At 32.0% G+C, this 13626-nt stretch carries 14 protein-coding genes; 1 reads left to right on the top strand and 13 read right to left on the bottom strand.

The window, feature by feature from the left end:
* Positions 1–22 precede the first annotated feature (22 nt).
* From IW20_RS20855 to abc-f, 11 genes are all read right to left on the bottom strand, one after another.
* Positions 23–973: a hypothetical protein gene (locus tag IW20_RS20855; protein ID WP_035627069.1), complete on the bottom strand. Its 951-nt coding sequence runs from the start codon at positions 971–973 to the stop codon at positions 23–25.
* 10 nt (positions 974–983) lie between these two features.
* On the bottom strand, positions 984–1712 hold the full coding sequence (locus tag IW20_RS20850; RefSeq protein WP_035627066.1) for an NADase-type glycan-binding domain-containing protein: 729 nt from the start codon (positions 1710–1712) through the stop codon (positions 984–986).
* A gap of 30 nt (positions 1713–1742) precedes the next feature.
* Entirely contained in the window at positions 1743–2543 is an 801-nt protein-coding gene (locus IW20_RS20845; protein ID WP_035627063.1) for a hypothetical protein, read from the bottom strand.
* A 386-nt stretch (positions 2544–2929) separates the two neighbouring features.
* Positions 2930–3256: a DMT family transporter gene (locus IW20_RS20840; RefSeq protein ID WP_035627059.1), complete on the bottom strand. Its 327-nt coding sequence runs from the start codon at positions 3254–3256 to the stop codon at positions 2930–2932.
* A 73-nt stretch (positions 3257–3329) separates the two neighbouring features.
* Positions 3330–3893: a Crp/Fnr family transcriptional regulator gene (locus IW20_RS20835; RefSeq protein ID WP_035627056.1), complete on the bottom strand. Its 564-nt coding sequence runs from the start codon at positions 3891–3893 to the stop codon at positions 3330–3332.
* A 56-nt stretch (positions 3894–3949) separates the two neighbouring features.
* Positions 3950–4600: a hypothetical protein gene (locus IW20_RS20830; protein ID WP_089052175.1), complete on the bottom strand. Its 651-nt coding sequence runs from the start codon at positions 4598–4600 to the stop codon at positions 3950–3952.
* Positions 4601–4700: 100 nt separating this feature from the next.
* On the bottom strand, positions 4701–5504 hold the full coding sequence (locus IW20_RS20825; protein ID WP_035627051.1) for a DUF2314 domain-containing protein: 804 nt from the start codon (positions 5502–5504) through the stop codon (positions 4701–4703).
* 272 nt (positions 5505–5776) lie between these two features.
* Positions 5777–7096 carry a serine hydrolase domain-containing protein gene (locus IW20_RS20820; RefSeq protein ID WP_035627048.1) on the bottom strand — a complete coding sequence of 440 codons (1320 nt, stop codon included), beginning with the start codon at positions 7094–7096 and terminating at the stop codon, positions 5777–5779.
* 5 nt (positions 7097–7101) lie between these two features.
* The gene (locus IW20_RS20815; protein ID WP_035627045.1) at positions 7102–7698 is read right to left on the bottom strand and encodes an HAAS signaling domain-containing protein; all 597 of its coding nucleotides are present in this window, start codon (positions 7696–7698) and stop codon (positions 7102–7104) included.
* A complete protein-coding gene (locus IW20_RS20810) occupies positions 7695–8030 on the bottom strand; it encodes a PadR family transcriptional regulator (protein ID WP_035627043.1) in 336 nt (111 codons plus the stop codon). Before IW20_RS20810 ends, IW20_RS20815 begins: the two co-directional genes overlap by 4 nt.
* 128 nt (positions 8031–8158) lie before the next feature.
* On the bottom strand, positions 8159–9745 hold the full coding sequence (gene abc-f / locus IW20_RS20805; RefSeq protein WP_035627041.1) for a ribosomal protection-like ABC-F family protein: 1587 nt from the start codon (positions 9743–9745) through the stop codon (positions 8159–8161).
* A gap of 267 nt (positions 9746–10012) precedes the next feature.
* On the opposite strand from abc-f, the gene IW20_RS20800 reads away from it, so the two are divergent.
* The gene (locus IW20_RS20800) at positions 10013–10690 is read left to right on the top strand and encodes a Crp/Fnr family transcriptional regulator (RefSeq protein WP_035627039.1); all 678 of its coding nucleotides are present in this window, start codon (positions 10013–10015) and stop codon (positions 10688–10690) included.
* Between the two features lie 100 nt (positions 10691–10790).
* Here IW20_RS20800 and IW20_RS20795 read toward each other — a convergent pair whose 3' ends face one another.
* On the bottom strand, positions 10791–11156 hold the full coding sequence (locus IW20_RS20795; RefSeq protein ID WP_035627037.1) for a hypothetical protein: 366 nt from the start codon (positions 11154–11156) through the stop codon (positions 10791–10793).
* A 799-nt stretch (positions 11157–11955) separates the two neighbouring features.
* Complete coding sequence (locus tag IW20_RS20790; RefSeq protein WP_035627035.1) at positions 11956–13602, bottom strand: flavin monoamine oxidase family protein; 1647 nt, start codon at positions 13600–13602, stop codon at positions 11956–11958.
* Between the last annotated feature and the right edge of the window lie 24 nt (positions 13603–13626).

Raw genomic sequence — 13626 nt, 5'->3', positions numbered from 1 at the left:
TTTTTCAAGACGTATTAAAATCTTATTCTTTGCAATGATCCTTAAAAATTGATTTTTGTTCGATTAAAAATGTACTTTGGAACTTAATAAATGTATCTATTTTTTTATAGATATATAGTAAGTTGGTATTATTGTAATCATAATTTTCGGTTTTTTCTTCGCCTGCTACATAGTTTAGATGGTTTATGTAAGCGTTTCTTTTTTCATCTAAAGTATAGTTTAGTTTAAACAGTTCGTTTTCGATATCCTCATCATAGCTTTTATATTTTGGTGTATACAATATAAGATTTGGTTCAAAATTGATGCCTGAGATTCGTGCAAATTCAGATTCAGTTAAGGCATCATTTAAGTCTTGTTTTTCTCCAAAATGTTTAGAATAATATAAACCTCCATCTTTATAGAGATAAGAAAACGGATAAAGGTTTTCTTTATCTTCAAAGTGATTTATTATAAAGTCATTGAATTTTTGGGTATTATAAAAGGTATAAACAGTAGGCTTGTAATTTTTGTTTTCTGAATATGAATAAGGTATGGAAGAAAATGAGATTGTATCTGCTTTTTTAATTGTAGTATATACTTCTGGAAATTTAATACATCGATGCCCTTTTACATAAACGCGTTGTAGTTTTGGGTTTACAGCATTAAGTTTTCCAAGATGCATAAATGTTTCTTCGTCATGTAATCCGTTTGAGAGCATAAACTTTGTACTGTCTTTTAGCTCTGGAGTATGTCTTCCATAAACCTGAAATGATTCTTTAGGAGCATCGGGAACAAAGTTTACTTCGCCATGTTCTTTTAATGTCCATTTTCCGGTTATTAATGTTGCGTAACCTATTATTATAAATGTACCATCGGGTTTTAGGTAATGGCTTCCGCCTCTTAATTTGTAATAACCCACTACATCATTTGGAGTTTGTGCTTTTGCATTATAATTTGTGAGCATAATAGCGAATAGGATAAGAATTTTTTTCATTTTTTATTTCTTAGTGTACATCAATTCCGTTAAAATATATTTTGGTTATAGCGGTGTCATTAAATTTATCTCCTTTGTAGATTTCGGCAATTTCGAATCTTAAAACTAAGTCAGTTCCGTTTTTGTTATGTCCAAAAGTTCCGAGTTCGAATATCTGGTCGTTTTTGGTATCTTCTAAATTTAGGATTCCAAATACTTTTCCGTTTATGCTTAATCGTAGTTTCTTTACTCGATTATTGTTTTTCCAGGCAGCGTCGGACTTTACATATCCGTTAGAAATTATGATTTGGGTAATTCTTGGGCTTTTGTTGAAAAAAGAATATTCTAAATATTCTCCAACTCCTTCGTCTGTTTTACCTTCGACCCAAGCAGTTTGATAGCTTAGATCATTTGCATTCTTGGCTTGGTATTTAGTATCTTTTTCGGTGTTTAGAGTCGAGGATGCTTTTACTTTATAATTTCCTCCCGAACAATACCAGCTACAGCCACCATCTACAACATCCCACATACTTTCTACAACTTCGCCATATTTTTGTAATAAAATATCGAGTTCTTTTTGTTCTGTACCTGTGAGTTTAGTTTTTTGTAAAAGTTCGTTTTGTCGCTTTATTTCGTTGTCGGTTTTTGTACTTAAATCGACTTTTCGGGTTTCTTTGGGATAAAAGTTCTTATCTGAATTTTGAGCATAAGTAAAACTTACAATTATGGTAAATAAAAATAGTGCTAAGCGATTTTTCATATAGGTATTGCTAGTAATTGCTGCTATTTTTTACTTTTCGGTAGGGTATTTTCCAACTGCAGTTATTCCGTTCTCCGAAAAAAACAATATTTCTGTTGTAATTGGATAACCCGAATTTTGATATTCTTGAACTACAGTTTTTCCAATTCTATTTGCGAAAAATTCAAAGTCTTTTTCCGAGAAAATATAACAAAAATCTCTTACTGGAATTACTGCGTAAAATGGAAATCCAAAATCGGATTTCAGTTTCTCTTTCATTTTTGAAGCAAATAGAAGTGAACTTTTCAGAAATGTTTTCTGAACTTCAATCATACCAAGCTTTCTGTTTTCTATTATTTCAACTTCAACCTTGGTATTGGTTAGTAGTTTATTAGCATTTAAATCAGCTTGTTTAATTAAATCTAACTCCGAGATGTTCCACTTTATTAAGATATCTTGAGTAATGCCAGTCAATTTTTCATTTTCGCTTACCATATAAATTTTACTAAATTCATCTGAGACTTTTTCATAAATTAAGTCTTTGTAATCGAAATCATTTGGAAATAGCTGGATATAGACATTATCCTTGGAATTTTCCCAATTTGAAACGTCAGCTGAATATGATAATATAGTTTGAACCAAATCCGAAATATGACTTTCATCAGCGTCTCTTTCATAATTACGCCTTACGTTTTCTAAACTTATTTCTAAATTATTTCCTTCAATATTAATGTGAATAAGATTTTCGTTGTCAATGGAATCAATTTTTAAACCATTTTGTTCCAGTTGTTTTTTTAGTTTTTCAAAAACAATATCCTTTTTTTTATCATTGAATCCAAGAAGTTCAGACATAAATATCAGTGTTTGTTGTAGTTTTAAATTGGCTCTTAATACAAGTTCTAAGAATGGTTTACAAAGTCTGGTTTTGGCAGACTTTGTACCATAAATAAGTTTTTTGTAGGCTAATATAGCACTATTTTTATTACAAATAATATACTGAATTATGATAAATTAAGAAGTAATTATTATAAAGTGTAGGAGTGGAGTCTAGTATCTTAAAGATTTAGGAATACGAATGCAATATCGTATAGACTGACAAAGAACAAAAATAAATAGGAAGATTATAAATGCAAGAAATGTTTTTAGGAATAAAAAGAAAGGAATCAGGAATGGGACATATTTTAAATGCAACTTAATTTTACTTAAATTAAGTTGCATTTTTTTAACTACAAGTTTCATTAATGCGAAACCGATTTTAATCCGATGATTGAACCAACCAATGTTGCAATAAAGAATAATCTCCAGAAGTTTGTTGGATCTTTAAACACAAAAATACCGACCAAAACTGTTCCTACAGCCCCAATTCCTGTCCATACTGCATAAGCAGTCCCAATAGGTAATGTTTGTGTACTCTTGATAAGTAGCAACATACTTATAATAAGCGATGCCAAGAATCCTCCGTACCATAAATAAACATCATTTCCTGTTGCTTCTTTAGCTTTCCCCAAGCACGAAGCAAACGCCACCTCAAATAATCCTGCAATAATCAAAAGAATCCAATTCATGTTTTTAAATTTTAATAGGGCAAAGATCCTTCAGCGGATTCAATTAAAATTTAACAAATGATAAAAAATGAATTTATTTTATTTCTGCTCGTATTCGGCTTAAACTTACTTGTGTTATCCCGAGATAAGAGGCAATATGACCGAGTTGTACTCTCTTAATTAAATCGGGGTTGTTGGTTATTAGTTCGTTATATCTTTCAGACGCTGTTTTAAACTGTCTTGATATTAATCTTTCTTCAGTTTTTATGAGTTCTTTTTCGGCAAATTTTCTTCCCCAGTTTGCAATATGTATATCTTCTTCAAACAATCTTTGCAAATTGGTTGTTTTTAATTCGTAGAGATCACAGTCTTCCAGAAGTTCGATGTCTTCATATCCCTTTTGGTTTTCGACGTAGCTTTTCATCGAGAGGATTGTTTCACCTTCTTTTCCAAACCAAAAAGTAACATCGCTGTCATTCTGGTTTACATAAGCTCTTACAATTCCCTTTTTTATGAAATAGATATTAGATTCAATTTTGCCTGCTTTTAATAAAATATGCCCTTTTGGGAAACTAACCAAAGTAATGTTTTCCTCCAGAGTTTTTCTGGAGCTTTCGGGTAGTTTAGATATTTTGTCAAAAATGATGTTGCTGTTCATTTAGGGATATATGTTCTAGAATTTTATGGTTGTTTAGTAATTGTTGATGAAAATTTTTATTCTGAAAATTTCCACTTAAAATGTTTCTCTAAGTTTGTTTGCTCTTCCTTTGTTAGTCTCATTATTGCAATTGATTGCCCAAATCCCAAACCTTCAGTTCCTAAACAAGTAACTATACGAATATTTTTTTCTTTTATTTTTTCTTTACAAATTTCAAAGACAATTCCATCCAACCAATCATCAAGATATTTAGGCTTAAATTTTATTTTTTCATTATCAAGCTCAAATTCTACTTCAATGGGTCCTGTTTCACCATGCCAAATCTCTTTTATATTTTTCGGATTAAAAACATTGTTTGTTAATCTCGAATGCATGTGTATGACATCTTCGTAAACTTTATTTTCTTTGCAAACATCTGCTTCTAAGTCAATGTATATAACTTTAGTTTCATCAAGGCTAGCTAAATCTAATTCATCTAATTCCATTCCTGGATTATATTCTTTTCCGAATAATTTTGAATATTCAATTTTTCTAATGGAATGTAATTTGTCGAACAGCTCTGCGGCACTTAGTTTTTCATAATCTTTAAAGAAACCACTTTTTCTTAAAATGGTAATATTTTCTATTATTTCATCTTTTGTAAAAGTTTTTTGCGACTCTTTATTACAAGAAATTAGTAACAAACAGATTATAAGTAAATACCTCATTTGATAAAAATTTAAACTTTGACGTAAACTTTTGCTTCAGATTTAATATTAATAAACTAGTTGGTTAAGAGGACTTAAAATGTATTTGATGTGCTTAGAATTAATTACTAAGCACAGGAATAATATGTTCCCAGTTTAATTGTTTTGCAATATCCAATGCAGTTTTGCCTTGGTTTGTTTTCATGTTTTTATCTACACCAGATTCTAATAAAAGTGTTATCGAAGTTAAATTCCCAGCAACGGTTTCTGTATGTAACAACGAGAATCCTTCTTCATCCTGATAAGTAATTTCGTCTGGGTTTTGCTTTAAGAAATCCTGGAGCTTTTCTTTCATGTTTTTGCTCATAGGATGTTCTACAAGGTTTTCTGGCTTTTCTTTTTGTTCGTTAACAAGGAGAACTTCATTGTAATCGCCAAAATCTAATCCCCATGCTTTATCATGATCTTTTCTTTCCTGACTTGTCATTTCTGAGCGTATTGCCTGAATGGTAAATCCTCCATAAGCTCTTGGCTGAGGCGATGAGAAAAGTTTAGAAAGTCCTTTTGGTGAACTACCCTGAATTGCAAATAACCAATCGCTAATTTGGCTTAAAGGAATCACAACTTCATCTCCGTTTTCGATGTTTGTTAACTCGTTTGGATCATTTATTAAAACACCTTTTATATGTTCTCCATCAAAGGATATATCGTTAATCCACATATGTTCTACAATAGGATGTTCGCTTCCGTCTACGTCTTGAGAGAAGGCTACTTTTACGCACGCTACAGTTAATGCAGGAACAATTCTTCGGTATTCCCAAGATAATTCTCTCCAAAAATATTTAAATGTTTCTTGAGCATTTTTAAAAGCTTCGATCATTTTTGGGCTATCTCCTTTGGCAAAGAATATTTCTTGATTTGACATTTGTTTAATTATTTTAAGTTATTAGTAGGTTAAATAAACTCAGTTTAGTTTGAGTTTACATTAAAATGTAATTTTTGTATTGCTAATATATGATTATTTTATCAGTAATAACAAGCGAATTTTTGATTAAAACAGGGCGTTGGGTATAAAAAAACTCCTTAATTTCTTAAGGAGCTTAGTTTTATAATTGTAATTAATGAGAATTAATTTTTTTGTGTTTTTCCTATTAGTAAGTAGGAGTGAAGACTTTTTTATTCACTTATAATGGTAATTTATTTAGTAAATAAAAACTCTTTCCCACCTTGTTTTAATATCATTTCTTTTTTGTCGGCATTAAACTCAAGAACGATTCCTGCTTGGTCAAATTTAAAAACATTAGTTTGAGTTGCTTCTAGCGGAAAAGCCGATTGTCCTGTTGCCTGAGCAAATAATTTGTTGTCATTTTGTGTAACGTCTATTTTTATAGGAATTTGTAAACTCGAATATTGCCCTGCATATAAATCTAGCACTTCTGGTTTTAGTTTAAGGTAATTAAACGTTGGCATTTCAAACGGTTTATTAAAATAAGAGCTTAAAGCGCAAGTTAATACAGAGTTATTAGGATAAACCCTTGCGTTTGATGTAATTGCTACAGCAAGTTTTTCATTAGGAAAATAGGTTACAACAGACTGAAATTCATCTATGCCACCAGTATGTCCGTAACTTTTATTTTCATAATAAGGAAACTCAAACATACCCATTCCGTATTTCTGGTTTATAGTTTGCATTAACGATAATGATTTTGCAGATATTAGTTTTCCTTTAAAAAGTTGCTCAATAAAGATTGTTAAATCTGTAGGGTTTGATACAATTGCTCCAGCTCCCATTGGGATTGATGGATCTGTTTCTGTTCCTTTTTCCCATTCATTTTTATAACGATAGGAGTAAGCTTCATTATTTTTAATTTGTGTTTTACCTCCAAAATAGGTGTTTTTTAACCCTAATGGTTTTATAATTTTAGTTTCTAAAATAGTCGAATATGGTTTTTTGTACACTTTTTCGAGAATATAACTCAGCAACACATAGTTAGAATTACTATATTCAGCTTCACTATTAGGTTCAAAATCACTTTTTAGTTTAGCAATTACGTCAACCATTTCTTTTTCCGATTTTGGGGCGGTGTTAAACTCATCGGTTCTGTAATATTCTTCGTCGGTAAAATTATGAATACCACTTCGGTGATTTAGTAAATTAGATATGGTTATTTTTTTTGAGTTTTCTATTTGCGGAAAATAGGTGTCTAGAGTTTGGTTTAACGTTAATTTATTTTCTTCGATTGCTTTTAAAACTAGCGTAGCAGTAAACATTTTAGAAATAGAACCAATTCGATATTTAGTTGCTGCATCGGCTTTTTTTGAATTTTCGAGATCCGAATATCCTATCGATTTGGTATATAGCAATTTTCCATTTTCAGAAACAGCTATGCTTCCCATAAACTTGTTGTTTTTTTCTAAAGTTTGAAACAAACTATCCATTCTTTGTTTGTTGAATGTTTGCGAAAAACTGATTGTTGTGCTAAAAATAAGCAGACCGGTAATTAGGATTTTTTTCATAGTGATTATTTTTGATTGATTGATTTTTTAAACTTTAATAGCAATGTAATTAATACGTAAAACAGGATTATTGCAACTATCATAACTGGTATGAACATATTACCTAATATTTCGTTTATCCCGTTTTTATTTGCCTCACTGGTGGTTCCTAAAAAGAATGTTGAACCATCTTTATACCACAATCCAACTTCATTTGGTGATATAATTTTGGCAATTATAACAAACACAAACCCAAATAAAAGAAGGTATAATATAAAGAAGATTATATACGAGAAGCCATTGGTTATATTTAATAATAATGCTTTAAAAACATGAACAGGGTTGAATGTTTTGGTTGCTTGTTCTAGTTTTTTGTCTGCAATAAGAGGTTTTAAAACTTCTTCAGGAACGCCTAATTTTTCAATTATGTCTAATAACACATCTATTTCATTAGCTCCGTTTTTATGCTGAAGCGCTTCAAATATATGGCTGTTAAATTCCATATAAATATCTTGTCTGTCTTCTTTAGGTAAGGAATTTGTAACTTTTAAAATGCGCTTCATATAATCGTTATAAACTCTTTTTGAAGCTTCTTGACTGAATTTTATTTCTTCTGTTTTCATTTGATTATCTTTTGAATAGCATTTTCTAAATTTTTCCAATATTCATTCATGTGAACAAGTGTTTTTATTCCTGTAGGAGTCAGAGCGTAATATTTTCTGGGAATTCCGGTTTCTTGTTCTACCCATTTTGAGTCGACTAAATTTTCGGTCTTAAGTCTGTTCATTAAAGGATATAATGTGCCTTCGGCAATTTCTATTTCGGTATGTTGCTTTATTTGTTCTATAAGCTCATAACCGTAGTATTCGTTTTCTTTGAGTACGTTGAGGATAATAAAAGTAAGTGTACCTTTTTTTACCTGCGATTTCCAGTTTGTAACAAAAGTTTCATTCATGACAAAGTTTTATTGGTTAAAACAAATGTATAGCAAAATACATAGTTATACAATGTATATGGCTAAAAAAATGAATATATTTTTCAATGTATTCATTTTTAATTGTTTATGTTGTTTTTTGTGAGGTGTTACAATAAAATTGTTCGCTCTATATTTATTTGTTCCAAAAAGTATTCGTCGTGAGATATAACGATTAGCGTTCCTTTAAACTCATTAATCGCAGCAGTTAGTATTTCGATGTTTTGAATATCAAGATTATTAGTTGGTTCGTCCAGGATTATACTATCTGGCGATTGGTTACTTGTTGTTAGACAACAAAGCATCAAACGCATTTTTTCTCCACCACTTAATACTTTACAATGCTTATCCCAATCTTCTTTGGTAAACAAAAAGCGGTTGAGCCTCATCTTGATTTCGTGTTCTTGTAACGCTGTTGTATTAAATTGTTGTGCTTGCTGATACACTTTAAGCTGATTATCTATAAGCGAATAATCCTGATCTATATAAACCGATGTACTTTCTGCTCGGTATAATGTACCTACTTTCGGTTCTAATTTCCCAAGGATTAATTTTATCAAAGTGGTTTTTCCTGATCCATTCGAGCCTTTTAATGCAATGCGTTCGCCACTAGTAATCTGAATATTTAGATTTTGTTTCCAGAGTAACTCATTATCATAACCGTAATTAATGTTTTTGGCATCAAATAGTATTTTGCCTTTGTGTAATGACGAATTATCAAAACCAAATTTCATTTTGTCTATTTCTGGTAATGCCGAACGTAATTCTTGTAGTTCTTGTGAGATACCATCAATTTTTTCGGCGTGCATGCCTTTTATTTTCGAGGTACTATTCTCAGCATTGTTCCTTAAGGTATTTATCATTATTCGGGCAACACCAGCTTTTTCCTGTTTCTTTTTGCCACGCGCATCTAGTTTTTGTTGGCGTTCCAGAGTTTCACGTTCTTTCTCTTTGGCTTTTCGTAAGGCTTTTTCTTTATTATGTAAATCCTGATTTAATGCATTTTGTTCTATTTGTTTTTGCTCAGCATAAAAATCATAATTACCACCATAAACATTAATGCCTTGTTTGTTTAGCTCGAAAACTGTGTTTAAAAGATTTAGCAATTTTCTGTCGTGACTTACTACAATTAAAGCGCTCGATGTAGAGGCTATAAAATCATATAATAATTGTCTGGCAGCTACATCAAGATGATTACTGGGCTCGTCTAACAGGACTAATTCGGGCTGATGAATAGAAATACCTGCAAGGAAAACCTTTGTTTTTTGTCCGCCGCTTAAAGATTCTATTTTTTGAGATAAATCTAAGTCAGTTAATCGCCAGTATTTTAAGGCATTGTTGCAACGTTCCTCGATAGTCCAATCGTCATTTAGCACGTTAAGATTATTCTCGGATACGTTTCCTTCCAGAATTTCTTTTAAAGCATTTAGTTTATCCTCTATTTGTAACGCTTGTGCAATTGTAAGATGATTATACTGACCAAATAGTTGTGGTATATAATAAGGTTCAGAGCTGCATCTTACCTGTCCGTTTGAGGGATGTAATTTGCCTGCAATGATTTTAAGCAAAGTCGATTTTCCTATGCCATTGTTGCCTATTAAGGCGATTTTTTCGTTAGTATTGACAGTAAAGCTAATAGTGTCAAATAACAATTCCTTGTTGGGATGTGTATATGAAATATTTTGTAGAATAAGCATAATTTCTTTCTTTTGAGATGAATGAATTAAGCAGACTCGATTTGTAGTCTACCTTCTTGATTGTCCGAAAGAAATTATTTTTCACATACTAGTGTTGCTTTTTGTTTTGAGCTTACAAAGATACATTTTTTTGTTAAATAGGGTATACAATGTGGTTTTAGTGATGATTTTAAAACCCTAAAAAAAGACAACAAAGCCATATAATTCAATATCTCGGCTACAAAAAGTATAAAAATTAGTTATATTTACGACAATAGATTTTATGTTATGTACGAGGAATTAAAGTATTGGTATTTGCGTGATCACAAATTGTTTAAGACATTGAGCCTTGGACAAATAAAAGAATTATGTATTATCACCGGTTTTAAGAAAGCAAACAAAGGAGAAATTATTTATTTTTCTTCTTCTGATGTGCCTCGTATTTTTTTATTGAAAAAAGGGAATATCAAAATTGTTTCTGTAGATGAAGATGGGAATGAAAATATAAAAGACATTATCCAGAAAGGTGATTTATTTGGAGAATTAACTCTTGAAGCCGATGAACAGATAAATGAATATGCCAAAGTACTCTCGGATGATGTTGTAATATGTAGTTTTTTGATGTCGGATTTTGAAAACTTATTATTGCGAAACCCTGCATTGGCGCTGTCTTACACTAAATTTGTTGGACTAAAGATGAAAAGTATCAAAAATAGTTATTCTAATTTGATTTCTAAAGATGCCAGAACCAGAATGATCCAGTTTTTAAAAGAATGGGCAGAAAAGGAAGGTGTTAAGTTGGGAAATTCGGTTAGAATAGAGAATTATTTAACCCAAAATGATATTGCTCAGATTATTTGTACTTCAAGGCAAACTGCTACACAATTGATTAATGAATTAGAAACAAACCAGATTCTTGTTTATAATCGAAAAGAAATTTTCATTCAGGACATCACCAAATTATAGTTACTTTCATAACTGATATTAAATAAAAAAGCTCCTTAAAATGAATAAGGAGCTTAAAGATTATGCTTTGTAGTTTAGAAATATTAGATAAATTCTAGGTTTATTTTTTATCTAATGTAAGTTTCATTTCTTCACCATCTAATATTAATTTATCTTTTTCTATAATACTTGCAAAAGGATAGGGCGTACCTACTTCGTCTTTAATGACTAAACTTTTCCCAGCTTTGTATAAAGCAAACGTTCCATTTAATTCTGAATCCAAATACCCAGTTACTTTTCCATCTTTTGTAAACGTAAGATTTCCTTTGGCTAGTATTACATTTTTGATAGAATCTGTAAGTGGTTTTTTGACCTCTACATTGGTAACTTTCCAGGAATTAACTAATGTATTTCTTCCCTTATGGCATGAAATCATTAATATTGATAATAAGGCAAACGCAAAGGTAATTAAGGTAGATTTTTTCATGGTTTTTTTGATTAAAAGTTAAACAGGAAAAGTTACAAAAAAATTATATTCAATCAAATAGTTAAAAAAGTTTTTTTAGGTTAAAATGTCTGTTTGTTAAGGAGTTACTTGTTTTGAGCAGTAAAGGTTCTCAGATGCTAAGGTTCAAAGGAACAAAGGCTCTGAGGTACTAAGGCACAAAGGTTCAAATGGCTCTGAGGGACTAAGGTAAAAAAATAAAGATTTATGAACTTTGCGTAAAACCTTGTGTTCTTTGCGGTTAATTTTACCACAATATCCTCAATCTTGTCACCCTGACGTAGGAAGGGTCTCCACTAGTAACTCGACGGTAAGAAGAAGGTATAAAGACCCAGACATAGCCCACGGTTTCAACCGTGCGGTACGGATTGTCATAATGCATGCGTTCCAACGGTTGAAACCGTTGGCTATGTTTATAACAGATTGAAAGAGAAACAAGCGCTCTGAGGTATTTATCTAAGTAAAATATGGAGCGTTTACTCTATTTTTATATAGGATATTCACTCTGTGTGTCATACAAGCCTATTTTTTAACCATAGTACCTCAGAACCTTAAATTGGCGAGTTACTAACGAAGACCCTTCCTACGTCAGGGTGACAAGTTTGTGGTTGCATTGTGGTTGTGTTGGGATAAAATTAACCGCAAAGTTCGCAAAGCTTTTCAGAACCTTTGTGCCTTTGCTCCTTAGTACCTCAGAACCTTAGAACCTTAATAAAAAAAAGCCCAATTCAATTGAATCGAGCTTTTTTTGGGTAAAAGGGGGGGCAAAAGGGTGTTTATTTTAAAGTGTAGCTTCTTGTTTTACTGAAGCTTGACTTTCAATAGCAATGAATTTTGTAAGCATTATATCTGCGGTTTGCAAAGCTCCTTCTACCCATCCTTGTCCGTCTGAGTAAGCTTCGCCACAAATGTATAATGAACAATTATCTATCGGGTGAACAATTTTTTCTTTTACTTCCCAGCTTTTTACTCCAATGTTCCAGCTATTCCAACCTCCTCCAAACGGGTCTTCTCCCCAATCACGGAATGATGCATTCTTAACAGCTGGTGTATAATCGACATCGTGAATTTGTTTTAACTGGCGGCTTAATTCTTCCACCATCTTGCGAGGGGCTTTGTATTGATGCCAAGTTTGATTTAAAGCAGTGCTTAAAAGTGATTCTGTTTCTGAATATTCCCCAATAAAAGGATCATCTAAAAGCTCCGCATGAGAGATGCCTTTTTTCCATGCTTTTTTACGCTGAGGTCTAAGTCCGTCCCAGAACCCGATATTTGAGCCATCATCATAACTTGCCAATAGCATTGATTCTCCGCTTTGCGAAGGTTGTCCGTCATTCTTTGGCCAATAGTAGGTTTGTCTTATTGGTAAGTCGGTAACGGTTCTTCCTGATTGCAACGGAATGTATCCTTCTGTAGCATCAGTATATCCAGCATTTCTCCACCATGGACTAGAATAAGTTGTAAAAACTTTAAATAATGGTCTTGGTGTTACACTGCCAATAAGTGATTGTATCTCTTGCAGTTTAGGCGAAGTATTAGTTAATAAATCTAGTGAGCGACGCGGCATTGCCAGTATTAACTGTGTTGCCTCGATAATTTGACCATCTATATTAAGCTCAAATAAATTATTTTTAGACTCAAATCCTTCTAGTTTGGCGTTTAGTTTTATTATGCCTCCAGCTTCTTCAAAGAAGTTTGCTAACGAAATTGGAACTTGCTGAAACCCATTTTTAAACCCTTTATACACAGGTTTTATACCAAAATCTGAAAGGTACCATGGGATTGCATCTGCAGCATTCCAGTTTACTAATGTTGAGTTGTAACCTCCAGAATCTATACTAAACTGGTATGCTTCTCCGCTTATTACACGATAGAGTAGGTTCCAGAATCCTAATTTGTATAGCGGAGTTCCTTCAAACGTAGCTTTCTGACACATTTTTAAACGGTCTTGCTCAGATAAATCAGTATTTGTTATTCCCGGAACTAATTGCTCGATTGCATTTACGATTATTGTACCCGATGTATTAGCTTTTTCTAAAAAAGATAATTTATAAGGAACTTTGTCTGGATCATTTGTAAAATCGAATAAACGTAGGTGTTCTCCGCGCAAATAAGCTATATTTTGAGGCTGATCTACTGGGAAATCATATAATTCGATTTGTTCATCTTTGGGTAATAATTGGTTTAAATCGGCTATTAATTTTACAATTAATTTTTGAGTGTTTTCAAGAATTCGCATTCCGCCTAACTCGGCTACCATGTTTGGAATTCCTGGTGGGATTACAGATAGTAAACGTCCTCCGATGTGATCACTTCCTTCAAAAAGTACTATCTTTTTGTTTGGATATTTTGCTTTAAGTTTCCAAGCGCTGTATACGCCCGAAACACCTCCACCAACGATGGCGATATCAATTTTTTTGTCTTCCATTTTGTTATGTATTTATGTTGCTTT

Source organism: Flavobacterium hydatis (genome assembly GCF_000737695.1).
Taxonomy (GTDB): Bacteria; Bacteroidota; Bacteroidia; order Flavobacteriales; family Flavobacteriaceae; genus Flavobacterium; species Flavobacterium hydatis.
This window is presented reverse-complemented; position numbering and strand designations above follow the sequence as displayed.

Excerpts from the sequence above, each read along its gene's own strand:
- IW20_RS20855 (WP_035627069.1), bottom strand. The coding sequence starts at position 973 with ATGAAAAAAATTCTTATCCTATTCGCTATTATGCTCACAAATTATAAT.
- IW20_RS20850 (WP_035627066.1), bottom strand. The coding sequence starts at position 1,712 with ATGAAAAATCGCTTAGCACTATTTTTATTTACCATAATTGTAAGTTTT.
- IW20_RS20845 (WP_035627063.1), bottom strand. The coding sequence starts at position 2,543 with ATGTCTGAACTTCTTGGATTCAATGATAAAAAAAAGGATATTGTTTTT.
- IW20_RS20840 (WP_035627059.1), bottom strand. The coding sequence starts at position 3,256 with ATGAATTGGATTCTTTTGATTATTGCAGGATTATTTGAGGTGGCGTTT.
- IW20_RS20835 (WP_035627056.1), bottom strand. The coding sequence starts at position 3,893 with ATGAACAGCAACATCATTTTTGACAAAATATCTAAACTACCCGAAAGC.
- IW20_RS20830 (WP_089052175.1), bottom strand. The coding sequence starts at position 4,600 with ATGAGGTATTTACTTATAATCTGTTTGTTACTAATTTCTTGTAATAAA.
- IW20_RS20825 (WP_035627051.1), bottom strand. The coding sequence starts at position 5,504 with ATGTCAAATCAAGAAATATTCTTTGCCAAAGGAGATAGCCCAAAAATG.
- IW20_RS20820 (WP_035627048.1), bottom strand. The coding sequence starts at position 7,096 with ATGAAAAAAATCCTAATTACCGGTCTGCTTATTTTTAGCACAACAATC.
- IW20_RS20815 (WP_035627045.1), bottom strand. The coding sequence starts at position 7,698 with ATGAAAACAGAAGAAATAAAATTCAGTCAAGAAGCTTCAAAAAGAGTT.
- IW20_RS20810 (WP_035627043.1), bottom strand. The coding sequence starts at position 8,030 with ATGAATGAAACTTTTGTTACAAACTGGAAATCGCAGGTAAAAAAAGGT.
- abc-f (WP_035627041.1), bottom strand. The coding sequence starts at position 9,745 with ATGCTTATTCTACAAAATATTTCATATACACATCCCAACAAGGAATTG.
- IW20_RS20800 (WP_035627039.1), top strand. The coding sequence starts at position 10,013 with ATGTACGAGGAATTAAAGTATTGGTATTTGCGTGATCACAAATTGTTT.
- IW20_RS20795 (WP_035627037.1), bottom strand. The coding sequence starts at position 11,156 with ATGAAAAAATCTACCTTAATTACCTTTGCGTTTGCCTTATTATCAATA.
- IW20_RS20790 (WP_035627035.1), bottom strand. The coding sequence starts at position 13,602 with ATGGAAGACAAAAAAATTGATATCGCCATCGTTGGTGGAGGTGTTTCG.